This is a genomic window from Actinoallomurus oryzae (genome assembly GCF_039541955.1).
GTDB classification, from domain to species: domain Bacteria; phylum Actinomycetota; class Actinomycetes; order Streptosporangiales; family Streptosporangiaceae; genus Actinoallomurus; species Actinoallomurus oryzae.
The window spans coordinates 51,525-74,477 of the sequence record NZ_BAABHF010000054.1; the positions used below are offsets into that span (position 1 = coordinate 51,525).

The 22,953-nt window shown below is 71.2% G+C and carries 27 protein-coding genes; 19 read left to right on the forward strand and 8 right to left on the reverse strand.

Going from position 1 to position 22,953, the window contains the following annotated elements; all coding sequences use genetic code 11:
- The first annotated feature begins 86 nt into the window (after positions 1-86).
- The 4 genes from ABEA10_RS43010 to ABEA10_RS43025 all read left to right on the forward strand — a co-directional run bounded on the left by ABEA10_RS43010 (position 87) and on the right by ABEA10_RS43025 (position 2,916).
- Positions 87-1,499 (forward strand): amidase, encoded by a 1,413-nt coding sequence (locus ABEA10_RS43010; RefSeq protein WP_345474177.1) that lies wholly within the window; start codon positions 87-89, stop codon positions 1,497-1,499.
- A 406-nt stretch (positions 1,500-1,905) separates the two neighbouring features.
- Positions 1,906-2,232 carry a PadR family transcriptional regulator gene (locus ABEA10_RS43015; protein WP_345474178.1) on the forward strand — a complete coding sequence of 109 codons (327 nt, stop codon included), beginning with the start codon at positions 1,906-1,908 and terminating at the stop codon, positions 2,230-2,232.
- The gene (locus ABEA10_RS43020) at positions 2,229-2,585 is read left to right on the forward strand and encodes a DUF1048 domain-containing protein (protein WP_345474180.1); all 357 of its coding nucleotides are present in this window, start codon (positions 2,229-2,231) and stop codon (positions 2,583-2,585) included. Before ABEA10_RS43015 ends, ABEA10_RS43020 begins: the two co-directional genes overlap by 4 nt.
- A 1-nt stretch (position 2,586) precedes the next feature.
- The gene (locus ABEA10_RS43025; protein ID WP_345474182.1) at positions 2,587-2,916 is read left to right on the forward strand and encodes a DUF1048 domain-containing protein; all 330 of its coding nucleotides are present in this window, start codon (positions 2,587-2,589) and stop codon (positions 2,914-2,916) included.
- Between the two features lie 230 nt (positions 2,917-3,146).
- Here ABEA10_RS43025 and ABEA10_RS43030 read toward each other — a convergent pair whose 3' ends face one another.
- Positions 3,147-4,697, reverse strand: coding sequence for an FAD-dependent monooxygenase (locus ABEA10_RS43030; protein WP_345474184.1), 1,551 nt, complete (start codon positions 4,695-4,697; stop codon positions 3,147-3,149).
- Positions 4,698-4,937: 240 nt separating this feature from the next.
- On the opposite strand from ABEA10_RS43030, the gene ABEA10_RS43035 reads away from it, so the two are divergent.
- Complete coding sequence (locus ABEA10_RS43035) at positions 4,938-5,669, forward strand: TetR/AcrR family transcriptional regulator (protein WP_345474186.1); 732 nt, start codon at positions 4,938-4,940, stop codon at positions 5,667-5,669.
- 90 nt (positions 5,670-5,759) lie between these two features.
- Here ABEA10_RS43035 and ABEA10_RS43040 read toward each other — a convergent pair whose 3' ends face one another.
- Together ABEA10_RS43040 and ABEA10_RS43045 are read right to left on the reverse strand one after the other, a co-directional pair.
- On the reverse strand, positions 5,760-6,260 hold the full coding sequence (locus ABEA10_RS43040) for an SRPBCC family protein (protein WP_345474187.1): 501 nt from the start codon (positions 6,258-6,260) through the stop codon (positions 5,760-5,762).
- Between the two features lie 75 nt (positions 6,261-6,335).
- The gene (locus ABEA10_RS43045; protein ID WP_345474189.1) at positions 6,336-6,785 is read right to left on the reverse strand and encodes an SRPBCC family protein; all 450 of its coding nucleotides are present in this window, start codon (positions 6,783-6,785) and stop codon (positions 6,336-6,338) included.
- A 168-nt stretch (positions 6,786-6,953) separates the two neighbouring features.
- On the opposite strand from ABEA10_RS43045, the gene ABEA10_RS43050 reads away from it, so the two are divergent.
- Both ABEA10_RS43050 and ABEA10_RS43055 read left to right on the forward strand, forming a co-directional pair.
- Positions 6,954-7,298, forward strand: coding sequence for a YciI family protein (locus tag ABEA10_RS43050; RefSeq protein ID WP_345474191.1), 345 nt, complete (start codon positions 6,954-6,956; stop codon positions 7,296-7,298).
- The gene (locus ABEA10_RS43055) at positions 7,288-8,481 is read left to right on the forward strand and encodes an RNA polymerase sigma factor (protein ID WP_345474193.1); all 1,194 of its coding nucleotides are present in this window, start codon (positions 7,288-7,290) and stop codon (positions 8,479-8,481) included. The genes ABEA10_RS43050 and ABEA10_RS43055 overlap by 11 nt, the downstream gene beginning before the upstream one ends.
- 79 nt (positions 8,482-8,560) lie before the next feature.
- On the opposite strand, the gene ABEA10_RS43060 is transcribed toward ABEA10_RS43055, so the two are convergent.
- Positions 8,561-9,979: an NAD(P)/FAD-dependent oxidoreductase gene (locus ABEA10_RS43060; RefSeq protein WP_345474195.1), complete on the reverse strand. Its 1,419-nt coding sequence runs from the start codon at positions 9,977-9,979 to the stop codon at positions 8,561-8,563.
- A 449-nt stretch (positions 9,980-10,428) separates the two neighbouring features.
- Here ABEA10_RS43060 and ABEA10_RS43065 point away from each other — a divergent pair, with 449 nt between their 5' ends.
- A complete protein-coding gene (locus tag ABEA10_RS43065; protein WP_345474196.1) occupies positions 10,429-12,060 on the forward strand; it encodes a S53 family peptidase in 1,632 nt (543 codons plus the stop codon).
- Between the two features lie 107 nt (positions 12,061-12,167).
- Here the strand turns inward: ABEA10_RS43065 and ABEA10_RS43070 are convergent, their stop codons facing one another.
- A complete protein-coding gene (locus tag ABEA10_RS43070; protein WP_345474198.1) occupies positions 12,168-12,788 on the reverse strand; it encodes a PaaI family thioesterase in 621 nt (206 codons plus the stop codon).
- A 370-nt stretch (positions 12,789-13,158) separates the two neighbouring features.
- Here ABEA10_RS43070 and ABEA10_RS43075 point away from each other — a divergent pair, with 370 nt between their 5' ends.
- Together ABEA10_RS43075 and ABEA10_RS43080 are read left to right on the forward strand one after the other, a co-directional pair.
- Positions 13,159-13,740: a hypothetical protein gene (locus ABEA10_RS43075; RefSeq protein WP_345474200.1), complete on the forward strand. Its 582-nt coding sequence runs from the start codon at positions 13,159-13,161 to the stop codon at positions 13,738-13,740.
- A gap of 138 nt (positions 13,741-13,878) precedes the next feature.
- The gene (locus ABEA10_RS43080; RefSeq protein WP_329259835.1) at positions 13,879-14,442 is read left to right on the forward strand and encodes a CGNR zinc finger domain-containing protein; all 564 of its coding nucleotides are present in this window, start codon (positions 13,879-13,881) and stop codon (positions 14,440-14,442) included.
- On the opposite strand, the gene ABEA10_RS43085 is transcribed toward ABEA10_RS43080, so the two are convergent.
- Positions 14,406-14,861, reverse strand: coding sequence for a Rieske (2Fe-2S) protein (locus ABEA10_RS43085; RefSeq protein WP_345474204.1), 456 nt, complete (start codon positions 14,859-14,861; stop codon positions 14,406-14,408). The two genes, ABEA10_RS43080 and ABEA10_RS43085, sit on opposite strands and share 37 nt — an antisense overlap.
- 176 nt (positions 14,862-15,037) lie before the next feature.
- Here ABEA10_RS43085 and ABEA10_RS43090 point away from each other — a divergent pair, with 176 nt between their 5' ends.
- Positions 15,038-16,072: a GDP-mannose 4,6-dehydratase gene (locus ABEA10_RS43090; RefSeq protein ID WP_345474489.1), complete on the forward strand. Its 1,035-nt coding sequence runs from the start codon at positions 15,038-15,040 to the stop codon at positions 16,070-16,072.
- Between the two features lie 32 nt (positions 16,073-16,104).
- Positions 16,105-17,634: an MFS transporter gene (locus tag ABEA10_RS43095; RefSeq protein ID WP_345474206.1), complete on the forward strand. Its 1,530-nt coding sequence runs from the start codon at positions 16,105-16,107 to the stop codon at positions 17,632-17,634.
- A gap of 12 nt (positions 17,635-17,646) precedes the next feature.
- On the opposite strand, the gene ABEA10_RS43100 is transcribed toward ABEA10_RS43095, so the two are convergent.
- Positions 17,647-18,609 (reverse strand): hypothetical protein, encoded by a 963-nt coding sequence (locus tag ABEA10_RS43100; protein WP_345474208.1) that lies wholly within the window; start codon positions 18,607-18,609, stop codon positions 17,647-17,649.
- A 106-nt stretch (positions 18,610-18,715) separates the two neighbouring features.
- Complete coding sequence (locus ABEA10_RS43105) at positions 18,716-19,069, reverse strand: PadR family transcriptional regulator (protein ID WP_345474209.1); 354 nt, start codon at positions 19,067-19,069, stop codon at positions 18,716-18,718.
- A 230-nt stretch (positions 19,070-19,299) separates the two neighbouring features.
- Between ABEA10_RS43105 and ABEA10_RS43110 the strand changes: the two genes are divergently transcribed.
- The 7 genes from ABEA10_RS43110 (at position 19,300) to ABEA10_RS43140 (ending at position 22,953) form a co-directional block, all read left to right on the forward strand.
- Positions 19,300-19,644 carry a phage holin family protein gene (locus ABEA10_RS43110; RefSeq protein WP_345474211.1) on the forward strand — a complete coding sequence of 115 codons (345 nt, stop codon included), beginning with the start codon at positions 19,300-19,302 and terminating at the stop codon, positions 19,642-19,644.
- Between the two features lie 346 nt (positions 19,645-19,990).
- Positions 19,991-20,431, forward strand: a complete 441-nt coding sequence (gene gvpJ / locus ABEA10_RS43115; RefSeq protein WP_329259817.1) for a gas vesicle protein GvpJ — start codon at positions 19,991-19,993, stop codon at positions 20,429-20,431.
- Entirely contained in the window at positions 20,428-21,192 is a 765-nt protein-coding gene (locus tag ABEA10_RS43120) for a GvpL/GvpF family gas vesicle protein (RefSeq protein WP_345474214.1), read from the forward strand. The genes gvpJ and ABEA10_RS43120 overlap by 4 nt, the downstream gene beginning before the upstream one ends.
- Positions 21,193-21,441, forward strand: a complete 249-nt coding sequence (locus ABEA10_RS43125) for a gas vesicle protein GvpG (RefSeq protein WP_345474215.1) — start codon at positions 21,193-21,195, stop codon at positions 21,439-21,441.
- Between the two features lie 2 nt (positions 21,442-21,443).
- The gene (locus tag ABEA10_RS43130) at positions 21,444-21,701 is read left to right on the forward strand and encodes a gas vesicle protein GvpO (RefSeq protein ID WP_345474217.1); all 258 of its coding nucleotides are present in this window, start codon (positions 21,444-21,446) and stop codon (positions 21,699-21,701) included.
- A 60-nt stretch (positions 21,702-21,761) separates the two neighbouring features.
- On the forward strand, positions 21,762-22,163 hold the full coding sequence (locus tag ABEA10_RS43135) for a gas vesicle protein (RefSeq protein ID WP_345474219.1): 402 nt from the start codon (positions 21,762-21,764) through the stop codon (positions 22,161-22,163).
- Positions 22,156-22,953 (forward strand): GvpL/GvpF family gas vesicle protein, encoded by a 798-nt coding sequence (locus ABEA10_RS43140; protein ID WP_345474221.1) that lies wholly within the window; start codon positions 22,156-22,158, stop codon positions 22,951-22,953. Before ABEA10_RS43135 ends, ABEA10_RS43140 begins: the two co-directional genes overlap by 8 nt.

The window sequence follows — 22,953 nt, forward strand, 5'->3', positions numbered from 1 at the left end:
GGGTTTCGCCGGAGACCAAAGATGGTGCTCAGTGAGCGACCATCCCTGAGGCGGCGACGCCACGGGGCGACTTCGGAGGAGGCCCGTTGGCGGAGGAGATCTGTTTCCTGAGCGCGCGGGAGCTGGCCCGCCGCGTCCGCGACCGTGAGCTGTCCGCCCGCGAGGTGACCGAGGCGCACCTCGCGCGGATCGAGGCGGTCAACCCCCGGGTCAACGCGATCGTCACCCTCACCGCCGACCGCGCCCTGCGGGAGGCCGACGAGGCCGACGCCCTCCTCGCCGGCGGCACCGAGCCGCCGCCCCTGCTCGGCCTCCCGGTCGCGCACAAGGACACGCACGAGACCGCCGGCGTCCGCACCACGTCCGGGTCTCCCCTGCTGGCCGACAACGTCCCGAAGCGTGACGAGCTCGTCGTCGAGCGCATGCGCGCGGCCGGCACGATCATGCTCGGCAAGACCAACGTCCCGGAGTTCGCCGCCGGATCGCACACCTTCAACCCCCTGTTCGGGACGACCCTCAACCCCTATGACCTCTCACGGTCGGCGGGCGGCAGCAGCGGAGGGGCGGCGGCCGCGCTCGCCGCCGGGCTGCAACCGCTGGCCGAGGGCAGCGACATGGGCGGCTCGCTGCGCAACCCGGCCTCGTTCTGCAACGTCGTCGGGCTGCGCCCGTCGCCGGGCCGGGTGCCGAGCTGGCCGGATCACGCGGCCTGGGCGACGATGAGCGTCCAGGGGCCGATGGCGCGCGACGTCGCCGACGTCGCCCTGCTGCTGTCGGTGCTCGCCGGCCCCGACCCTCGCTCGCCGATCGCGCTGGAGACGCCGGGCTCGGCGTTCGCGGTGCCGCTCGAACGCGACCTGAGCGGTCTCCGCGTGGCGTGGGCGCCCCGCCTCGACGGCTCCATGTCGTTCGCCCCCGAGGTGATCACCGCGCTGGAGGGCACCGCCAAGGTCTTCACCGAGCTGGGCTGCGTCGTCGAGGAGGCCTGTCCCAACCTGAACGGGGCCGAGGAGGTCTTCCGTGTGCTGCGGGCATGGCAGTTCGAGCTCGCGCTCGGCAGCCTCATGGACCACCACCGCGACCGGCTGAAGCCGTCCGTCGTGGCCAACATCGAGGAGGGCCGCCGCCTGACCGGCCCCGACGTCGGCCGGGCCGAGGTCCTGCACACGCGGCTCTACCACAGTGTCCGGCGGTTCTTCGAGAGCTACGACCTGCTCCTGGCCCCGGTCAGCCAGGTCGCCGCCTTCGACGCCGGCCTGGAGTACCCGACGGAGATCGCCGGCGAGCCGATGACCTCCTACCTCGACTGGATGCGCTCGGCCTACCTCGTCTCCGCGACCGGCTGCCCGGCGCTGTCGGTCCCCGGCGGCTTCACCGACGGCGGCCTCCCCGTCGGCCTCCAGGTCATCGGCCCCCACCGCGCCGACCTCACCGTCCTCCAGGCCGCCCACGCGTTCGAGCAGGCCACCGCTCACGGCAAGCGCCGCCCGCCCCTGTGATCCCGGACACCGTCCGCCCGGGACCCGGTCTCGGCGGAATCGGAAGGTCGCCGCGTCCATGGGTACGCGTCCGTTCGCGAGAGGTCGGACCGACCGGCGGATGGATCGCTTGAGGCGGCGGGTGGTGGCCGGGCGTCCCAGCGGTGGAGCTCGGTCGCGCGTCCGATGAGCGTGCGGAGCGTGATCGGTGCTGCGGTGAGATGGGGTAGAAGTCCCTCTTCGGCAACGTTCCCACGTTCCCGCCTGCGAGCGACGTCCAGTCCCCGCACGTGCCGCGCACCGGCGCGCCGATGACTCGCATCGATTCCGTGGCTCCGCGTTCGCCGCTCGACGCACTACTCAGTGATACGGTATAGCAGTACTCGGCACTACGCAGTACCGGGAGGATCGAAGAGGAGACCTCGCGATGGACGACCTGACGGAGATGCTGAAGGGCACGCTCGAGGGCTGCGTGCTGGAAATCATCGGCAGCGAGGAGACCTACGGGTACGCCATCACGCGCCGGCTGAACGAACTCGGCTTCGCCGACGTCATCGAGGGGACGGTCTACACCATCTTGCTGCGGCTGGAGAAGAACGGCCTCGTTCGGGTGACGAAACGACCATCCGAGAAGGGCCCGCCGCGCAAGTTCTACGCGCTCAACGACGCGGGGCGCGAAGAGCTCGCGAGGTTCTGGGGGAAATGGGAGTACCTCTCATCACGTATCGACAAGCTCAAGGAGGGTGGGAGATGAACTTCTGGGAGACCGTTACCGGCAGCGACCTCACCAGGGAGTGGAAGGCGCTCGAAGCCCGGGCCGAGGCCTTGCCGGCCGACCACCGGGCGGCGTGGGAACAGATCAAGGTTCACCTCTCCCCCTACTCGGGCTTCACGGGTCGCAACCTGATGCCGATCCTCGACGGCGCCCTGGGGCTGCTCGAAGAAACGGCGGCGGAGGGGCAGAGCCTTCACGAGGTGCTGGGCGACGACATCAAGGGCTTCTGTGCGGCACTGGCCGGCGGAGAAGGGGCCCGGAGCCATCGCGACCGGTGGCGCGAGCAGCTGAACCGGAACGTCGCGAGGAAACTGAGCCGGCTGGGAGGCTGACGTGGGCATCCAGGACGTCATCGAGGGCAAGAAGCAGTGGCGAGCGCACGTGGCGCGGGTCAAGGTGCTTCCGCCGGATTATCAGATCGTCTACAAGGAGATGCAGAAGTACTTCTTCAAGGTCGGGCCGATCGGCCTGGCCGACGGGACCCTGCTCTCAGGAATCGTCGATTTCTTCGAGGAGGGCGTCGCGGCCGGCAAGGGAGTCCTGGAACTCATCGGCAACGACGTCGCCGCCTTCTGCGACGACCTGATCAAGGACTCGCGCACCTACGCGGACATCTATCAAGAGTCCCTCAGCGGGAAACCCCGCGGGCGATCCCGGCGGTGAAGCGCGGCGAACCGATCCCAGAGGGGTTCGAGCAGGCCAGATGGCGGCGCCCGGCACGGCCGTCCTCCCTGATCACTGAGCGTAGAGAACTCCGCGATCACGTGGACCCGTGCCCGCACCGCACCCACCCCGCCCCGGCCACTCGGCGACCGCCGCCTGCCGCCGGCCGGCCTTGGAGCCCGCGCGGACAGGGGCGCGCGTAGTAGCACAGCCCCTATCCGCGCGGGCTCTTAGTCGCAGGGACTCGCGGCGTCCCCCAACCAGCGCGTCAGGGCGGCTTCCAGGCCGGCAGGGTCGCCGGCGCCGTCGGTCGCCCATGCTACGAAGCCGTCGGGACGTACCAGCAGGCCGCTCACCCCGGCGCCGTCCGAACCGCCCCGGACCAGTTTCAGCCGCCCGGCGTACGGCTTGGCCAGGGCTGCCAGCCGGTCGTTCCCGGCGAGATCGACGAGCAGGGCCCGGCCCTCATGGGTGTGGTCGGAGAGGCGTGTGCCGTCGTCCAGCCGGAGGTCGGGCATTGTCGCGCCGACCAGCGGATGACCGTTCCCCAGGTCGTAGCGCTGCCACAGCCCCGAGATCCGCTTCACGTAGTAGGTCGCCCCGTCGCGGGTGCCGAGGAAGTCGGAGACCACGGCCCTGAGCGCACGGGTGTCGGCGTCGCCGCGCATCAGGGCCACCTGCGCACGTGTCCAGTCGAGCACCCAGGCGCCGATCGGGTGCCGTTCGCCGGTGTAGGTGTCGAGCAGGCCCTCGGGCGCCCACCCTCGCACGGTGGCGGCGAGCTTCCAGCCCAGGTTGACGGCGTCGCCGAGCCCCAGGTTCAGGCCCTGGCCGCTGAAGGGCGAGTGCACGTGGGCGGCGTCCCCGCACAGGAGAACGCGACCGCGCCGATAGTTCGTCACCTGCCGCGCGTTGTCCGTGTAGCGCCCGGCGCTGATGACCTCGGTGACGCGGACGTCGACGCCACTGACGCGCCGCAGGCTGGCCTCGATCTCGGCCGCGGTGACCGGCGCCTTCCGGTCCGCCGGCGGGCCGTCGAACTCGACGGTCCGCACACGACCGGGCATCGGCCCGTACACGTAGACGCCGGTGGGAGTGTGCTGCCAGCCTCGCTCCAGGAGCTCCGCCCCCTCCACGGTGCCCACCGCCTGGCGGCCCGTGATCTGCGGGTCCGTGCCGGGGAACTCGAAGCCCGCCAGGCGCCGGACCAGACTGCGACCTCCGTCGCAACCGACGAGCCACGCCGCGCGCACGTCGCCTCCGCCGTCCAGGTGAACGGTGACGCCGGCCTCATCCTCCTCGAATCCGCACACCTCGACTCCGCGCCGGGCCTCGACGCCGAGCTCCGCCGCGCGCCGGCCGAGGATCCGCTCCACCTCGACCTGCGGGATCATGAGATACCAGCCGGGCCGGCCACGGTCGCGCAGGCCGGGGTCCTCCTCGTCGACCGGGTCCGCCGACACCTGGATCCCACCGAAGTGCCCGACGGAAGCCGGCCGCCTCGATCCGGCGGCCTTGGGCGCGTCGGGGAACAGCCGCCGGAGCACCGCCTCCACCGCGGGGAGCAAGCCGCGCCGTTCGAGGGCCTCCGCGGAGGCGGTGTTGATCGCTCCCGCCTTGACGGTGGTGTCGGGCTCCTTCCGCCGTTCGACGACGAGGACCCGGGCCCCCGCCAACTGCAGTTCGGTCGCGAGCATCAGCCCGACCGGCCCGGCGCCTGCCACGAGCACGTCGTAGTCCCTACGGCCGGTGTCGGTGGTCAGCGCGGTCTTCGTCGACATCTGGTCTTCTCTCTGCTGGAGCCGGCCCCTCCTCAGCAGGCCGAGCCCTGGGTGATGCGGCCGGCATCACCCAGGCCCGGAGTCAGGGGGCCGAGTCGATCGCTTCTCGGTGGGCTTGGTGGTCGCCGAGCGCGGCGGCCCATGAACGAAGCAGGAAGGGGAAACGAACACTATTCTATATTTCACGAACAGTGATCGTGTCAACCAGAACGATGCTCCACCCGGTCTAGACTGTGCCGCATGGCATCGCCTCCCCAGCGACGGCGCGCGGCGCGGCACCAGCAGCCCCTGGCCGACGACACCAACGCGACCCGTCGCGGGCCGTCGGCGGGGCGCAAGAAGCCCATCACCGTCGACGCCATCATCGAGACCGCGTTCGGCATCGTCGAGCGCGAGGGATATGACGCCCTGACGATGCGACGAGTGGCCGGCGCCCTCGAGACGGGCCCCGCGTCGCTCTACGCCCACGTCGTCAACAAGAAGGACCTGGACGACCTCCTCATCGGACGGCTCTGCGCCGAGATCGAGCTCCCCGAACCGGACCCGCGCACCTGGCGTGAGCAGGTCATCGGCGTCTGCACCCAGATCCGCGATCAGTACCTGCGCTACCCCGGCATCTCCCTGGCGGCACTCGCCGTGGTCCCGACCAACCTGGAGACCCTGCGCGTGAGCGAGGGCCTGCTCGGCATCGTGCTGGCGGGGGGCGTCGACCCGCGGACGGCCGCTTGGGCGATCGACGCCCTGTTCCTCTACGTCAACGCCTTCTGCCTCGAGACCTCCCTGGCCGACCGGCATGCCGACCATGACGGACGAACCGTCGGCCGCGACGACTTGCTGCGCCGATTCGCCGCGCTGCCCGGCACCTTCCCCCACACCAGGCGCCACGCGGCCGAGCTGACCTCCGGCACCGCCCAGGAGCGATTCGCGTTCACCCTCAACCTGATCATGGACGGTCTCGGTCATCGCACGTAAGCGCGTACGAGACGGGCGTACGGGCGCCGGACATCGTGTCGCTGAGCTGCCACGTCCGCGCGTCTCGTACGCCGGCTCCGGGGATCGCGATCACATGACGCGTCGCTTGATCACCGCCCCGAGGTGGTCGAGCTCGTCGCCGCGATGGGCGCGGTGCTGCCGCGTCCAGTCTTCGTCGTGGAGGGGATCGAGCGTCATCACCACGTTCGTACGGTCACCGGCGGACCGGAGGTCGATCGTCGTCAGGTGCTCATACGTCTCGTGGTCGGGCACAAAGTCGATCAGTGACAGGTACGCGAGGCGGGTCGGCGGTGCGACCTCGGTGAACGTCTTACGCACCTCGGTCGAGAGCGGATTGCCGGTGTTCCGCATGAACGCGATCTGTTCCGGCGCGGTCGCGGTCATGGTGTAGCGCAGCCGGCCGCCGGGCCTGAGGTCGAGTTCGGTCACCCGGATTTCGAATCCGTCGGGAGCGAACCACTCCTCAAGGCCGGCGGCGGTGGTCAACAGCTCCCAGACGAGCTCGGCCGGAGCGTCGTACGCGCGCTCGAGCCGCGCCGCGTTCGGGCCGGGCTTGGGTTCGGTGGTCATCGAGCCTCCTCATTCGCTGAGTTGGAGTCAGAGATCGTCTGTCTCTGGGCAGGCCGGCGTCCGGCGTGGGCTTGTTCAGTCCCAGCGGCTGATCTCGCCGGCGGGGTAGGCACCGAACGTGTCGCTCTCGGCACCGGTCTTGAGGCTGGTGAGATAGGCGCCCCAGTTGGTGCTGCAGCCGCTCATGAACTCGCTGGCCTCCTGCCACCCGGTGTGGGTGAACAGCAGCGTCGTGCCGCCGTGGCCGCTGGGTCGGAGGGTGAAGATGATCCTCGTGTCGATCCAGGTGCCGGGTCCGTCCGTGACCCGCCACACCACGTGGTCCGGGGTGTCGGTGAGCACCTGCATGACGGCGGCGGGCCGCTCGGCGTCGCCGAAGTGGACGCCGAAGCTGGAGCCGACGGTGTGTTCGCCGGTGAGCGGCCGCCCGCTCCACCAGCGGGCGATGCCGTCGGTGCCGGCGATGAGGTCGTGTACCCGCTTCGGCGGGGCGTCGATGCTGATGCGGTGCAAAATGTCCGGCATTGTGGGTCCCTTCGGTCAGACTCTCGGGCGGATCTGCAGCAGTGACGAACGGCCGGGCGCCGGACGGACACCACGCCAGAAAAAAATTCGGTCGACGGTCGTTGTCCGTCCACGGCGACGCTGTTCGTCCGGTAGTTGACGCGGCATCGACCCGTGACTGGAGGACTCATGCAGTACGCGTTGCTCGCCTACACACCGGCGGAGGAAACGGACCGGGCGACACGCCCGATTCCGGGTGCCCTCGCCGCCCGGCTCGACCGGCCGGATGTCACCGGCTGGGCCCGCCTGCACGCCGACGAGTCGGCGACGACCGTGCGCAACGACGAAGGGCGGATGCTGCTGACCGACGGACCGTTCATCGACAGCAAGGAGTACCTCGCCGGGCTGATCCTGATCGAGGCCGACAACCTCGACGAGGCCCTCACCATCGCCGGGGAAATGTTGCAGGAGACCAGACCCGGCACCGCGATCGAGGTGCGGCCCATCCTCGGCGGACACTTCCGTGGCGCTTGACGCCGTCTTCCGCGACCAGTGGGGCCGTGTGCTGGCCACCTTGACCGGGATCCTCGGCGACATCGAACTCGCCGAGGACGCGGCCGCCGAGGCGTTCACCATCGCCGCCGAGCGCTGGCCCCGCGACGGGGAACCGGCCAACCCCACCGGGTGGCTCGTCACGACCGCACGCAACCGTGCGATCGACCACCTGCGCCGCCGGCAGGTGCTGGCCGACAAGACCAAGCTGCTCACCCGCGACCTGGAGGCCGGGGCACCGCCGCCGGAGGCACTCATGGACGACGCCGCCACCATCCCGGACGAACGGCTGGAACTGATCTTCACCTGCTGCCACCCGGCGCTCGCCCCCGAGGCGCAGGTGGCGCTCACGCTGCGCACGCTCGGCGGCCTGTCCACCGACGAGATCGCGCTGGCGTTCCTCGTCCCGTTCGAGACCATGAGCAAGCGACTGACCAGGGCCAAACACAAGATCCGCGATGCCGGCATCCCCTTCGCCGTACCGCCGGATCACCAGCTGCCCGACCGGCTGGCGGCCGTCCTCGCCGTGGTCTATCTGATCTTCAACCAGGGCTGGGGCGACGGCCGCGTCGACCTCGCCGCGGAGGCGATCCACCTCGGCGGGGCGCTCGCCGAGCTGATGCCGGACGAGGCCGAAGTCCTCGCGCTGCTGGCGCTGATGCTGCTGCACGACGCGCGCAGGGCGGCCCGCCTGCGGGACGGACGGATCATCCCCCTGGACGACCAGGACCGTACGCTGTGGGACACACGGCAGCTGGACCGGGGCCGGGCGCTGCTGCGGCGGGCCGTGGCACGAGGACGCACCGGGCCCTACCTGATCCAGGCGGCCATCGCCGACCTGTACCTGCACGAGCCACGCGACTGGCCGCAGATCGCCGCGCTGTACGGGGCACTCGCGCGACAGACCGGCTCCCCGATCGTCGAGATGAACCGGGCCATCGCGGTCGCCGAGATCGACGGGCCGGAAGCCGGCCTGGCCATCCTCGACCGCCTCGACCTCGACCACTACCGATACTTCCACTCCACCCGCGCCGAGCTCCTGCGTCGCGCCGGCCGCGACGGCGAGGCCCACCACGCCTACCGCCGCGCGCTCGACCTCGCGCAGACCGAACCCGAACAGCGCTTCCTCGCCGACCGGCTGGCCGAGACCGGAGAACCGGGCTGAGCCGCCTCTCTCGAACGGCTTCGATCCGCCTCACCCCGGCACCACCGGAGCGCAGAGCGAGGGACCGGCCCGCGCCGGGTCAGCGGCCGGAGATGAGGTCGGCCAGGCGGGCGTACGCCGACGTTTGGGGCCGGCCTCGGTTCTCCCGGCGGTCGGCGGCGCGGTACAGGGCGTAGATGAGCTGCACGCCCGTCCACCGCAGCGGTTCCGGTTCCCACGGGCGGACCCGGCGGCCGACCCAGGGCAGCGTGGTCAGCTCCGTGTCCTCGCGCAGGATCAGGTCGCGCAGCGTGCGGCCGGCCAGGTTGGTCGTCGCCACGCCCGTGCCCACGTAGCCGCCGGCCCAGCCCACGCCGGTCTCGTGGTCGACGTGCGCCGTCGAGCACCAGTCGCGCGGTACGCCCAGCACGCCGCACCAGGCGTGCTCGATCGGCGTGTCGGCCGCCGCCGGGAACAGTGAGGCGAGCATCCGTGCGAGGGCGGTGACCGTCTTCGGCTGGGTCGCGCCCCGCCGGTCCCAGCCCGACCCGAACCGGTACGGCACGCCGCGGCCGCCGAGGGCGATCCGCCCGTCCGCGGTGCGCTGGGCGTAGACGTACGCGTGGGCGTGGTCGCCGAGCAGCTCGCAGCCCTCCCAGCCGATGCGCTCCCACGCGTCATCGGCGAGCGGCGCGGTGACGATCATCGAGCTGTTCATCGGCAGCCACTGCCGCCGCTGGCCCGCCAGACCGGCGGTGAACCCCTCCGTCGCCCGGATCACGTACTCCGCGCTCACCGCTCCCCTCGCGGTCACCGCCTGTGCCGGGCGGCCTCCCGAACGCGGGCGGATCTCACCGACCGTCGTTCCCTCGAAGATGTCCACGCCGAGGCCGGCCACGACGCGCGCCAGGCCCTGGACGAGCCGGGCCGGCTGCACCCGCGCGCAGTGCGGGCTGTACGTCGCGTCGAGCGCCCCGGCGACGCGCAGCCGCTCCTCCCGCTCACCGGGCGAGAGCAGGCGCAGGTCGGCCTCGGTGAAACCCCGGTCGCGCGCGGAGGCGAGCCCGGCGTGCATCCGGCGCCGCTGGGCCGGGTTGGTCGCGACGTCGAGCACCCCGGACCTGACGATGTCGGCCTCGATGCCCTCGGCCGCGGCGACCCGGATGACCTCGTCGACCGCGCCGAACATCGCCCGCTGCTGCGCGACGACCGCCTCTTCGCCGCGGTCGCGGGCGTACCGCGCGGCGGAGCCGGCCAGCTCGGCGGTCAGCCAGCCCCCGTTGCGCCCGGAGGCGCCGAACCCGGCGAACTCCCGCTCCAGCACGGCGATCCGTAGGGAGGGCCGCGCGCGCTTGAGGTAGTAGGCGGTCCACAGCCCGGTGAACCCACCGCCGACCACGCACACGTCGTACTCGCGTGCGCCCGGCAGCGGGGCGCGAACGGACGGCAGGCCGGCCTGGCGATACCAGAAGGAGACCTCGCCGTTGACGAAGCCGGAGCTCACGCGCGGATCAGCCACGAAGCACCCTCCAAGCACCAAGCCGTAACGAACCATACAGCTCAGCCCGAAAAGTCGCCCGAACTCGGAGGCACCGGACGGACACAGCGTGCGTCTGACGACATAGCTGTATACGACCGTAGATAGTCCGTTTCTAGGTTCTTAGAAGTGTTGCTAGTACGTTTTGCGTTCTGTCAAGGTATCGGTGCACACGTACCAGGTGGAGTGGGACGGCTCCCCGGGCGCCGTACCGGCCGTCCGCCGGTCGAAGGCCCGTGGCCGGGACCGCGGGGAAACCGGCGTCGACAGGCCAGGACGTGCGCGACGAATCACAATCAGGAACAGGGGAGACCGTGCGTAATCGCCGGACCGCGATGCTCCGCGTCATGCTCGCCCTCACGGTGGTGAGCGGGTGCGGGGGTTCGGGGCATTCGAGTAAGCCATCATCGACGCCGGCCGATGGGCCGTCCGTGCAGTACACCCCGCTGAACCTCGGCCTGCCCAAGGAGGCGCTGAACGCGCCCGTCACCGGCAAGGTCCCCAGCGACAAGACGCTGCACATCGGCGTCACGCTCAAGATCAGCGATGCGACGTGGAAGCAGCTCGGCCACGGCAAGAGCACCACCGACGGCGCCAAGGGCCTCGCCGCCAAGCTGGGCGTCAGCGACGAAGAGCTGAAGAAGCTCAACCAGTACTTCGCCAGCGCGCACATCCAGGCCAAGCCCAGCAAGACGCGCACGAGCCTGACGTTCGACGCCAAGGCGGGCGTCGCGGGTCAGCTCCTGAAGACCTCGTTCGTGACGCACAAGCTCAAGGGCCGCAGCTTCTTCACGCCCGACCCGGCGCACCCGCCGATGGTGCCGACGCAGGTCGCGGGCTACATCCTGTCCGTCACCGGCCTGGACAGCTACAGCGAACCGCCGCACGCCCACGCCCTGCGGTCGACGCCGCTGGCCGCGCCCACGAGGGCCGGGCAGTGCCCGCAGTTCCCGCAGCGGATCGCCTCGAACCAGAAGGTCGCCGCCGCGTACGGCTATGACAAGCTCTGGCAGCAGGGCTGGCACGGCGAGAACATGACCATCAACCTCGTGGAGATGGACGGGTACGACCCGGCCGACATCCAGAAGTACGTCGCCTGCACCGGCTCCCACGTCTCGGTGCAGAACGTCAATCTCGGCGCCTCCGCTCCCACGCCCGGCGGCGAGGCGACGCTGGACATCGAGATGCTCGCCGGTCTGGCGCCGAACGTCCGCATCGTCGACTACCAGGAGGACCCGGCGCTGCTGAGCACCGGCTCGGGGACCGACTCCTGGACGGCCTTCAACAACGCCCTGCAGCGCATCATCGACGACAACTCCGACAACCCCCGGCCGGGCAGCGCCGTCAGCATCAGCCTGGGCGGCTCGGAAGGCTACATGTCGCAGGCCACCATGCAGGCGGTGGACCAGAACCTGCGCATCCTGACCCAGGCCGAGCACATGACCGTCTACGTCGCCACCGGTGACTGCGGCGCGTACGGCGACCGGGTGTACGGGCCGCTCGACGTGTCCTTCCCGTCGACCTCCGCCTGGGCGGTCGCGGTCGGCGGCACCCACATGCAGTTCGCCCCGAACGGCGCCCGCACGCTGGAGGAGGTCTGGTCGGACCGCTCGAACCTGTCCAAGTGCGAGAACCAGTGGGGCAGCGGCGGCGGCGTCAGCAAGGTCTTCCCCAAGCCGTGGTACCAGAACGCGCCGGGCGTGCAGAACCAGTACAGCACCGGCTACCGGCAGGTGCCGGACGTGGCGGCGGCGGCCATCGACCTGCCGGTGGTCTACCGCGGCCAGTGGGTCGGATTCGGTGGCACGAGCGCGGCGACGCCGATCTGGGCCGCCGGGATGACGCTGGTGAACCAGGGCCTGATGACCCGCAAGCGCATCTACTGGTACGGGCCTGACACCTACTACCACGTGGTCGGGCAGGGCGGCACCAGCACTCCGTACTTCGACGTGACGACGGGCAACAATCTCTACTACCCCGCGACCGCCGGCTACGACCTGTCGACGGGCCTGGGCACCCCGAACGCTCCGAACCTGTTCAACATCCTGCTCAACTCGGCCTGAGCCTGAGGCCCTGTGCGGGTTCCGGGCAGGGTCCGCGGGTCGAGATCCGCTCCCGGTGCGCGGCCGTCACCGTACGGCCTCGCACCGGCCCCCGCGGCGGGGGACGGTCACAGATCCGGGTCGGTGTCCTTGGCGCTGGCCACCGGCCGCAGCGGCTTGCGCAGCGGCACGATCATCATGCTGAAGTCGGCCGAGGCGATGAGCCGCTCCTCCACGTCGGTCACCCGGCACTCGACGACGATGAGCTGCCGCCCCGCCTTGAGGAGGTCGGCCCGCGCGTACACCGCGTCACCGTGCGGCCGGCCCAGGTAACGCACGTGGAGGTCGGCGGTGACCAGGCTCTGCCGACCCGGTTCGAACCCGCTCCCCCGCGCCGCAGCCGTGCCCGCCGCCACGTCGATCAGGGTCGCGATCGCGCCGCCGTGCAGATTGCCGGTGCTGTTGAACGCCTCCGGGCGCACCGGCATGGACAGGACGGCGTAGTCGTCGCCCATCTCCACGATCTCCAGCCCGAGCAGGTCGTGCAGCGGTGTGTCCCGGCGGAGCGCGGAACGCACGAACTCCCGGTCGGACTCGGGCAGGTCGACGATCCGGACCGTGCCGGAAGGCATCTCCGGCTGCTTGACCCGTTTGATCTCCGGCCGTCCGGCCGCCGGGTCGCCGAGGGGCGGCTCATCGTTGATGTGCCGGTTCGGCGTGTGCTGGTCCGCCATGTGCTGGTCCGTCATAGGACTCCTTCGACTCGCGCCGACGTCTTCACGCCCACGACGTGCGTACTCCGCTCATCGGGCACGGCCCCCAGGATCGCAGCTTCCTGGACACCGTGGCCGGTCCGAACGCGGCCACGCGCCGGTATCGGCCGGTGCGCGGTACACGTCTCTCACGTGCGAAAACGCCGGTGACGCCACTCGATCGCCAGTCGATCGGCCGAAATGGCGGCGTCCACGCCGACACGCCGCACAATGTAATTAATTTGCAACCTCGACTTCGGCGAAACAGCCAAAACCCACCCCGATTTCGTTGCAGAGTGCCTGGATCTGATACTTCTACGGGGCAGCATCAGACATACGGATACATACAGGGCGAAGGGGATCCGCCATGAGACATGCGCGCGATGAGGTGACGGCGGCGGTCGAGGCCGCCACCCGTATTCTCTCGATCAGCGGGCGTTCGGAACCTCCCGAACACGACAATCCCGACGTGATCTGGGGAGAGCTGGCGAGCGACGGCGTCTGGGCACCGACGCGCGACGGACAGCGCGTTCACATCGGCGTCGCGGGGGCGGGCGCCGAAGACCGCCTGGCCAGCGTGATCAGGCCCAGCCTGCGGGTGTTCGCGGGCGTCGACGCCGAGACCGACGTCATCGGCCAGACCACGGCGGCCGGAGTGCGGTTCGCCACCGTGTTGCACGGCCCGGGCGCCCCGGAGGAGTTCCGGTTCCCGATCCGGCTCGGCGAGGGACTCTCGCTGGACGTCACCCCCTCGGGCGGGTACGACGTGGTGCACGAACGCTACGGAGCGACGGTCGGCCGGTTCTACGCTCCCTGGGGCTATGACTCGCTGTACCGCACGATCCCCGCGGAGTACCGCCTGGAGGGGACGACGATCGTGATGACGGTGCGGCACCGCGACGCCGACGCTCTCTACCCGGTGCTCGCGGACCCGCACTACGCGCGATGAGCCGGGTCCGCCCCGAAGGCCCGCCCCGCCGCGGACGGGCACTTCGCGACAGGCTCCGCGGAGCGCGCCGCGTACGGTGACGGTAGTGGCAGGATTAACGGCGACGCCGGCGTCGGGCCGACTCGAACGGGAGTCCCAGTGCTTTTCAGTCATGACACCGAGCACGCGCTCGGCAACGTGGTCGAGCTGGTCAACACGGGACCGGCGGCGACCGGGGACGAGCACCTGTCCGACCTCGTGGCGCTCCAGGCGCTGGTCGAGCGCTGCGAGGTGAGCGACGTCCGCGACCTCGACGAGGACGATCTGGAGGCCGTCCGGCGCCTGCGCGACCGGTTCAACGACGTCTTCCGCGCGCCCGACGACACCGGCCTGACCGTACGCCGGATCAACGCGATCATCGCCGAGGCACGGACGATGCCGCACCTGACCGACCACGACGACTACGACTGGCACGTGCACTTCTCCGCTCCCGGAACGCAACTGGCCGAGCGCCTCGCCGCCGAGTGCGGCATCGCCCTCGCCTACGTCGTGGCCGCCGGCGAGCTCGACCGGCTGCGCGTCTGCGAGGCCCCGGACTGCGACCGCGTGCTGGTCGACCTGTCGCGCAACCGCTGCCGCCGCTACTGCGACAGCCGCACGTGCGGCAACCGCATGCACGTGGCGGCCTACCGGGCGCGCCAGCGGGAGGCGGCGGCCGGCTGAGCGACCGCCGCGCCCGTACGGCGGCGCCCCGATAACCGGCGGCCTCCCCAAGAGCGGCGGGGGACCTTCCGCGGGCGCCGCGAGACGTAGACGAGACCGTCGCGCACGAGCACGTCGTAAACGGGCACGCCGTGGCGAGGCGGGCCGCTGCGGACCGCGCCGCCGTCCAGGGCGAACCGCCCGCCGTGCAGCGGGCACTCCAGGCAGTCGTCGACGATCGTGCCCTTGACCAGGAGCGCGCCGGCGTGCGGGCAGCGCAGCCCGAGGGCGTACAGGCTTCCGCGGGTCCGGCACAGCACGGCGGGCAACCCGTCGATCCGGCGGATCTCACCGTCGGCCAGGTCGCCGTCCGCGCACACCTGGACCAGCCCCGCGTCGTCGCGGCGGCGCCGTCTCCAGACCTCCCCGACCCGCAGCATGATGCGGCGATCCTCTCGCACATCGACGGCCCGATCCAGCAGGCCGGCCCCGGGCGTGAGCGAGATCTCGAACGCGATTCGGTCTTCGGACCCCGCTTCGGTCGCCGCACCCCCGGCCGGACGGATAACCTCTTTTCTCACGTAACGGGCATAGACCCGTGAGCTGGGAGGTTCCGCTGACCACGCGAGCGCTCATCACCGGGATCACCGGGCAGGACGGCTCCTACCTCGCCGAGCATCTGCTCGAGCAGGGGTACGAGGTCTGGGGCCTGGTCCGGGGGCAGGCCAACCCACACGTCTCCAGGCTGCGCAAGCACATCGGCGAGGTGCGGTTGGTCCACGGCGACCTGCTGGACCAGGGCAGCCTCATCTCCGCCGTGGAGAAGGTACGGCCCGACGAGGTCTACAACCTCGGCGCGATCTCCTTCGTGCCCATGTCGTGGCAGCAGGCGGAGATCACCGCCGAGGTCACCGGAATGGGCGTGCTGCGCATGCTCGAGGCGATTCGCGTCGTCAGCGGCATCAGCGGCTCGCGCGACCCCGGCGGCGGCCAGATCCGCTTCTACCAGGCCTCCTCGTCGGAGATGTTCGGCCAGGTGCGCGAGACGCCGCAGAACGAGCGCACGCCCTTCCACCCGCGCAGCCCGTACGGCGTCGCCAAGACCTACGGGCACTTCATCACGCAGAACTACCGCGAGTCGTACGGCATGTTCGCGGTCAGCGGCATCCTGTTCAACCACGAGTCGCCGCGGCGGGGCGCGGAGTTCGTGACCCGCAAGATCTCCCTCGGGGTGGCCCGGATCAAGCTCGGCCTGGCGGACAAGCTCACGCTGGGGAACCTGGAGGCACGGCGCGACTGGGGCTACGCCGGCGACTATGTGCGGGCGATGCGGCTCATGCTGGCCTGTGAGACGCCGGAGGACTATGTCATCGGCACCGGCCGCACCCAGTCCGTACGCGAACTGGTCGAGCTGGCCTTCGCGACGGCCGGGCTCGACTGGCGCGACCACGTGATCACCGACGCCGCGCTGACCCGGCCCGCCGAGGTCGACCTGCTGTGCGGCGACCCGAAGAAGGCGCGTGACCAGCTCGGCTGGGAGCCGGGCGTGTCGTTCGAGGAGCTCGTCACGATGATGGTCGAGTCGGATCTGGCCCTGCTGTCCCGCTCCGACCGGCCCGCGGACGAGCCCCTCAGCTTCGACCACTGGTGAGAGCCGCCGCCTCCGCGTGCGACGATGGCCAGGTGCCCTCCGATGTCTACTCCGGGCAGGCGGACGCGCCCGCCGCCCGCCTCCGGCTCTCCGAAGCGTCCGGCCGCTGGGTCCTCACCGCCACGGTGCTCGGCTCCAGCCTGGCGATGCTCGACGCGACCATCGTCAACGTCGCGCTGCCCCGGATCGGGCGGGAGTTCGGCGCCTCGCTGGCCGGCCTGCAGTGGACCGTCAACGCCTACACGCTCACGCTCGCGGGGCTGATCCTGCTCGGCGGCTCGCTCGGCGACCGGTTCGGCCGCCGGCGCGTCTTCATGATCGGCGTGGTCTGGTTCGCCCTCGCGTCCGCGCTGTGCGGCATCGCGCCGGACATCGGCGTGCTGGTCGCGGCGCGCGCCCTGCAGGGCATCGGCGGTGCCCTGCTGACACCGGGCGCGCTCGCCATCATCCAGGCGTCCTTCAGCCCCGCGGACCGGTCGCGGGCGATCGGTGCCTGGTCGGGCCTCGGCGGCGTCGCGGGCGCGATCGGGCCGTTCCTCGGCGGCTGGCTCATCGCGGCGGCGGGCTGGCGCTGGGCGTTCCTGCTCAACCTCCCGCTCGCCGCCCTCGTCGTGGTCGTGGCGGCGCGGCACGTGCCGGAGACCCGTGACGAGTCCGAGTACCAGGGGTTCGACGTGCTCGGCGCGGTCCTCGCGGCCACCGCGCTCGCCGGCGTGACCTACGCCCTGACCGAGGCGCCCTCGGGCCCGGCCGCCGTCGTGGCGGCCGCGGCCGTGCTGGGGGTCGCCGCCGGCGTGGCCTTCGTGCTGGTCGAACGGCGGCGGTCGGCCGGCCACGGCCCGAGCCCCATGCTGCCGCTCGGCGTCTTCGGGTCTCGGCAGTTCACCGCCGTCAACGTCGTGACCTTCATCGTGTACGGCGGCATGGGTGTGCAGTTCTTCCTGCTCGTGGTCGACCTGCAGGTCGTGGCGGGCTACTCCCCCATCGTCGCGGGCACCGCACTGCTTCCGGTGACGATCCTGATGCTCCTGCTGTCCGCGCGCGCGGGCGCGCTGGCCCAGCGGTTCGGGCCGCGTTACCTGATGACCGGCGGGCTGATCGTCGCCGCCGCGGGCATGACGCTGACGCTGCGCATCGGCCCGCACGCCTCGTACGCCGCCGACGTGCTGCCGGCCACGGTGGTGTTCGGCCTCGGCCTGTCGGGCGTGGTCGCGCCGCTGACCGCCACGGTGCTCGCGACGGCCGACATGCGGCACGCGGGCGTGGCCAGCGGGGTGAACAACGCCGTGGCCCGCGCCGCCGGCCTGCTCGCGGTGGCGGGCATCCCGCCCGCGGTCGGCCTCAGGGGCGCCGCGTACAACGACCCGGCGGCGTTCGGCCACGGCTTCCACACGGCGATGACGATCTCGGCCGCACTGCTGCTCGTCGGTGCGGTGCTGACCTTCCTCATCGTCCACGACGACGTGCTCCGCCCCGACCAGGCGACGGCCACCCCGGAGTGCGAGTACCACTGCCCGGTCGGCGCGCCGCCCCTCGAACCCGGCACGACCTCGGACGTCTGACGGCCGTCGCGCTCACCGGGTCGGCTCTCGCCGGCGGGCCGTCACCGGCCGGATGACCGCCAGCTCCAGCGCGGTGACCACGATGAGGGCCGCCAGGCCGCTCACCGCCGGGACGGCGACCAGGGCGATGAGGCAACGGACGAACGGGTCCGCGACGTACCTCGCGTCATAGGGCATGGTCATGGTCGGGAGCAACAGGACGGCCAGGGCGATCAGCGTCCGTCGCCCGGCGGCGCCGCGCGCCAGCCGGCCGATGGCGAGGAGCGCCGCACCGGCCAGGCCCAGGAGCCCGGCACCCCACGTGACGCCCAGCTCGTGCCGCACCATCGCCGTCTCGAAGAACACCCCCACGGCCAGGAAGACGGCGATGCCGATGAGGGCCCGGCGGCCGAGCAGCTGCCGTCCCCGGGCGGCGCCGGGCCCGGCGAGGAGCGCGCCCGCCGTGATGAGGCCGAGCATGAGCGGCGCGGCCGCCCCCGCTCCCACGTAGTCGTCGTTCGCCGCGAACACGGCGACGTTCACGACGACGGCGGCGAGCACGGCGACCGAGGTCACCCGCGTGGCGCCGCACAGCGCGACGACGGCCACGATCCCCCATGCGAGGTGGGCCGGCGCCGAGTGGTAGATGATCCACCAGCTCGAGCCGGGCGCGGCGGCGTCGGACGCGTCCGGCAGCAACAGGATCGCCCGTACGGCGTACCTGGCGGTGCCGGCGAGCAGGAGGAGCGGGGCGATGACGCCGAGCAACGCGGCCGCTTCCCGCCAGCCTCCGCGGGTGAGCGCCTCCGGGGCCCGCCGGATCCGGATCCCGAGCCCGCCCCGTACCAGATCGACCACGTCGCGTACGGCCGGACGGGTCTGGTTCGGACCGGCCGCTGCGAGGAGCACGCCCAGCATCTCGTCTTCGTGCGCCCGGCGGTGCTCCGCGGGATACCAGCGGAGCCACCTGCGGTAACGGTCTTCAAGAGCACGCATATGTGCGGACCTTTCGTGGAGTGGACGACGGCCGGGCACGACGGGCCCGGGCAAGGTGCGGTGGGTCGAGCGAGGAGGTGCGACCGGGCAGGGATCGGCCGGCGCGTCACACGGCGGGCGAGGCGGCCTGCGCGCCGCCCAGCCAGGCGGGGCCCAGGCGCGCGGCAGCGGCCTCGGCCCGCCTTCGTAGCCGCTCGACCTCCGCCGCGAGTGCGGCGGCGCCGTCGTCGGTCAGGCGGTAGTAACGGCGCAACCGGCCGTCGACGACCTCCTCCCGGTCGGCGGCGACGAGGCCGTCGGCCTGCAGGCGATCCAGCGCGGCGTACAGCGTGCCGGCGCGGAGCCGCACGCGTCCGTCGGAGATCAGCTCCGCGTCGCACATGATCCCGTAGCCGTGCTGAGGCCGGGCGGCCAGAGCCGTGAGGATCAAGAACGTGGGCTCTTGCATCTGCCTGCTCATGTTGATCTTTATATACCGATGGTCGATACATGGCAACGGCGGCGGGAGAACAGGACGGTCGACCGTGCGGCCGACGTTCGTCATCGGTGAGGTGCCGCGCCCCCCGAGGCCACGGCGCGATCGGGGCGTCACCCCGCGAACCCGGCATGACCTCGGACGCGGCATCGCGTCCGGCACAGGCGACGGGTCGGCGGCTGCGTGCATCGCCTTCTCGTGGGTACCCCGGAGCCATGACCGATTTGCAGCCACTTACGCAGTATGTTATTGATTCCGCCCACCAGGAGGTGGCGGACAAGGCGCGCCGGAGCCTTCCCGCGCTGAGGATGGGCGCGGTCGCCGGGACCCTCGGCGTCCTCGCCGCCGCCGCGTCGTACCGCCTGAGCGTCCTCCTGCTGGAGAAGGTGATGCCGTCGGAGGCCGCCGCGCTGACGGCGACCCTCGCGTACGGCGGCGGCGCCGGGTGCGCCGCGGTGGTCACCCTCCGCCGGCTGCGGGAGACGCCGGCGCCCCTGCCGGTCGAGACCGCTCAGCGGTTCGCCAACGCGATCGCGGACCGGGCCTCGGAAGTCGAATAGCGACCGGCCGTCGGGTGCCGGCTCGGCCGTAGGGCCGCCCCGGGCCCGCCACCCCGCGCCGGTGAAACACATCCGGCCGAAAGGCCCGCAGGCGCTCCTCGTACCGTCGGCCAATGGCATGGGCATTCGGTGAGCGCCCGACTACGCGGGCCCCGTCACGGAAGAAACACGGCGTTGTTCACCAACGCTCAGAGACCATCCATGAACACCCTGTGACCAGCCACAACCGTCAGATTGCGGCATTTAGCCGATGGTGACGATATGAATCCCTCTATTCCGTTTAGCGCGGTTTATCTGGGTACGGGAGGTCCACACGTAAAAGAGACACACCAAGGGAGTGGATGCCATGACTGGGCCGATAGCCCAGCAGACCTCCGGCGGTACCCCCACGAGAGCGGGGGGCGGCTCCAGCAGCCTGGCCGACGTGGTGGACCTGATCCTGGAAAAGGGTCTGGTGATCGACCTGTACGCCCGGGTCTCGCTGGTGGGGATCGAGATCCTCACGGTCGACGTCCGGATCGTCGTCGCGAGCGTGGACACCTACCTGCGGTTCGCCGCGGCCTGCAACCGGCTCGACATCGCCCACGACGGAACCTCGCAGGGCCTGCCGCAGTTCGTCGGCGGCATGCAGGAGTCGGGCGCCAAGAAGAAGACCCGCGGCGCGCTGGAAGGAGCGCGTGAACGGCTCGAAGAGACCTTCGCCCCCTCGGATGACGAGGACGACGAGAAGAAGAAGCAGCCGGCACGGCGTCGCTCATCCAAGAAGAACGAGGAGGACGACGAGTGACCACCCCGCAGACATCCGCTGCGACCCAGTACGTCTACGGCATCATCCGTGCCGACGCCTCGGTACCCGACGACCTGACCGGCCTGGACGACCAGCCCGTCTCGGTGGTCGCGCACGGTCCGTGCGCGGCCCTCGTCAGCGAGCTGGCGCAGCAGCGCCCCCTGGGCGAGCGCGCCGACCTGCTCGCGCACCAGCGCGTGCTGGACGTGTTCGTCTCGGCCGGCGTCGACATCCTGCCCTTCCGGTTCGGCGCGGCCCTGGGCAGCCGGGACGCCGTGGAGAAGGAGCTGCTGGCCGAGAACGGCGAGCGCCTGTCGCAGGTCCTGGACCGGCTGAAAAGACGCCAGGAGGTCCGTGTCAAGGGCACCTACGTCCAGGAGGCCATCCTGCGCGAGATCGTGGCCGAGGAGCCGGAGGTGGCCGAGCTCAACGAGCGGGTGCGCAACGTGCCCGAGGACGCCTCGGACGCCGTGTACTACGACCGCGTCCGGCTCGGCGAGCTGGTCGCGCAGAGCGTCAAGCGGCGCCGCGACGAGGAGGGCGCCCGGCTGCTGGAGAGCCTCGCCCCCGCCGCCGCGGCCGTCGCCGCCCACGCGCCCGTGCGCGAGGAGGACGTCATCGACGCGTCGTTCCTGGTGGATCGCGCGAAGCTGGCGGACTTCCAGCGGGCCGTGGACGCGCTCGCCGGCGAACACCAGGGCCGGGTGACCCTGCGCCTGGTCGGGCCACTCCCGCCCTACAGCTTCGTTCCGGAGGAGTGAATGGGACTGTTCACCGGCCTGGTGACGCTTCCCCTCGCACCCGCGCGGGGGGTGATCTGGCTCGCCGGGGTGCTCAAGGAACAGGCCGAGGAGCAGCTGTACGACCCCGGCCGGATCGCCGCGGAGATGCAGCAGGTCGCCGACGACGTCGCCAGTGGAGCGATCACCGAAGAGGAGGCGGCCGAGCGGGAGGAGGACCTCATCCACCGACTGCACGAAGGCCACCGACTCGGTTATCAGAGAGGCTAGCGATGCTCAGCGCGTCCGACGCCGCCGAAGTGGCGGCGCACCACGTCACCGAGATGACCGGACGGTCCGTCGAAGGCGTCGTCGGGGTCGAGCGCTCCGACGACGGGTGGAAGGTGACCGTCGAGGTCGTCGAGACCCAGAGGATCCCCGACTCCGCCGACATCCTCGCCACCTATGACGTCGAGGTCGACAAGGACGGCGAGCTGGTCTCCTATCGGCGCGTCGGACGCTACCTGCGCGGGCAAGTCGAGCGGAAGTGAAAGAGGCTGAGCACATTGTCCGAGATGTCATGGACGGGATCACGGTCGGTCGCTCGTCCGATGGCGGGAGAGCAGCCGAACGCCAATCTCGCCGACCTTCTCGAGCGCATCCTCGACAAGGGAATCGTGATCGTCGGGGACATCCGGGTGAATCTCCTCGACATCGAGCTGCTGACCATCAAGCTGCGGCTGCTGGTCGCCTCGGTCGACCGCGCCAAGGAGATGGGCATCGACTGGTGGGAACACGATCCGTCGCTGTCCTCCCGCGCCTCACGCGAGGAGGTGAGCGACGGCCAGGGCTCCTCCCGCGAGGCGCTGGAGGAGGAGAACCGGCGGCTGCGTGAACGCCTGGCCGCGATCGAGGAACACGCCGGCGACGGCGCGGACGGCGCCACCGGAGACGGAAAGAGCACGGCGTCCAAGCGGTCGGCGAGCACAAGGAAGCGCGAGAACAGTGACTGACTCTTCCGACACCGCCGTCTACCTGTACGGCGTCACCCGAGGGCTGGATCCCGCGGTGCTGGGCGACTCCCCCGGCGTGGCGGGCGCTCCGGTGCGCGGCGTCGCCACCGGCGACCTCACCGCGCTGGTCAGCACCGTACGGCTGGACGAGTACGGCGAGGAGGCCCTGCGCGCCAACCTGGAGGATCTGGCGTGGATCGAGACGACCGCACGCGCGCACCACGCCGTGGTCGACCGTGCCGCCCGCGTGGCGCCGACCGCGCCCGTACGGATCGCGACCGTCTACCACGACGACGAGCGCGTGTCGCAGGTCCTCCGCGAGGGGCGCGAGCGGTTCGGCACGGCGTTGGACCGGATCACGGGCCGCTCGGAGTGGGGGGTCAAGGCCTACGCCTACCCGGAGGACGACCGGCCCGCCGAGGAGGCGGTGCCGTCGGCCACGGGCGGCGGTTCGGGGCCGGCCGGTGCCGGCACCGCGTACCTGCGGCGGCGCCAGGAGCAGCGGCGCCGCCGGACCGAGGCGGGGCGCAGGCTCAGCGAGCGCGCCCAGGCCATCGACGCCGAACTCCGGGTCCACGCGGTGGCGGTCAGAAGACATCCGCCGCAGGATCCGAAGCTGTCAGGGCACGCGGGCACGCCGATCCTCAACGTGGCCTACCTGCTGGACGACGCACGGGTGCCGGAGTTCCAGGCGCTGGTGCGCGACATCGACGAGCGGTCGCCCGGGATCGGCGTCGAGATGACGGGCCCCTGGCCGCCGTACTCCTTCATCGAGACCGACGGGGCGTGA

Coding starts and splice junctions, on each gene's coding strand:
- ABEA10_RS43045 (WP_345474189.1), bottom strand. CDS start 6,785: ATGCCGGACATTTTGCACCGCATCAGCATCGACGCCCCGCCGAAGCGG.
- gvpJ (WP_329259817.1), top strand. CDS start 19,991: ATGACTGGGCCGATAGCCCAGCAGACCTCCGGCGGTACCCCCACGAGA.
- ABEA10_RS43105 (WP_345474209.1), bottom strand. CDS start 19,069: ATGAGCAGGCAGATGCAAGAGCCCACGTTCTTGATCCTCACGGCTCTG.
- ABEA10_RS43085 (WP_345474204.1), bottom strand. CDS start 14,861: ATGCTGCGGGTCGGGGAGGTCTGGAGACGGCGCCGCCGCGACGACGCG.
- ABEA10_RS43070 (WP_345474198.1), bottom strand. CDS start 12,788: ATGACGGACCAGCACATGGCGGACCAGCACACGCCGAACCGGCACATC.
- ABEA10_RS43030 (WP_345474184.1), bottom strand. CDS start 4,697: ATGTCGACGAAGACCGCGCTGACCACCGACACCGGCCGTAGGGACTAC.
- ABEA10_RS43125 (WP_345474215.1), top strand. CDS start 21,193: ATGGGACTGTTCACCGGCCTGGTGACGCTTCCCCTCGCACCCGCGCGG.
- ABEA10_RS43130 (WP_345474217.1), top strand. CDS start 21,444: ATGCTCAGCGCGTCCGACGCCGCCGAAGTGGCGGCGCACCACGTCACC.
- ABEA10_RS43135 (WP_345474219.1), top strand. CDS start 21,762: ATGGCGGGAGAGCAGCCGAACGCCAATCTCGCCGACCTTCTCGAGCGC.
- ABEA10_RS43015 (WP_345474178.1), top strand. CDS start 1,906: ATGGACGACCTGACGGAGATGCTGAAGGGCACGCTCGAGGGCTGCGTG.
- ABEA10_RS43100 (WP_345474208.1), bottom strand. CDS start 18,609: ATGCGTGCTCTTGAAGACCGTTACCGCAGGTGGCTCCGCTGGTATCCC.
- ABEA10_RS43110 (WP_345474211.1), top strand. CDS start 19,300: ATGACCGATTTGCAGCCACTTACGCAGTATGTTATTGATTCCGCCCAC.
- ABEA10_RS43035 (WP_345474186.1), top strand. CDS start 4,938: ATGGCATCGCCTCCCCAGCGACGGCGCGCGGCGCGGCACCAGCAGCCC.
- ABEA10_RS43020 (WP_345474180.1), top strand. CDS start 2,229: ATGAACTTCTGGGAGACCGTTACCGGCAGCGACCTCACCAGGGAGTGG.
- ABEA10_RS43075 (WP_345474200.1), top strand. CDS start 13,159: ATGAGACATGCGCGCGATGAGGTGACGGCGGCGGTCGAGGCCGCCACC.
- ABEA10_RS43040 (WP_345474187.1), bottom strand. CDS start 6,260: ATGACCACCGAACCCAAGCCCGGCCCGAACGCGGCGCGGCTCGAGCGC.
- ABEA10_RS43050 (WP_345474191.1), top strand. CDS start 6,954: ATGCAGTACGCGTTGCTCGCCTACACACCGGCGGAGGAAACGGACCGG.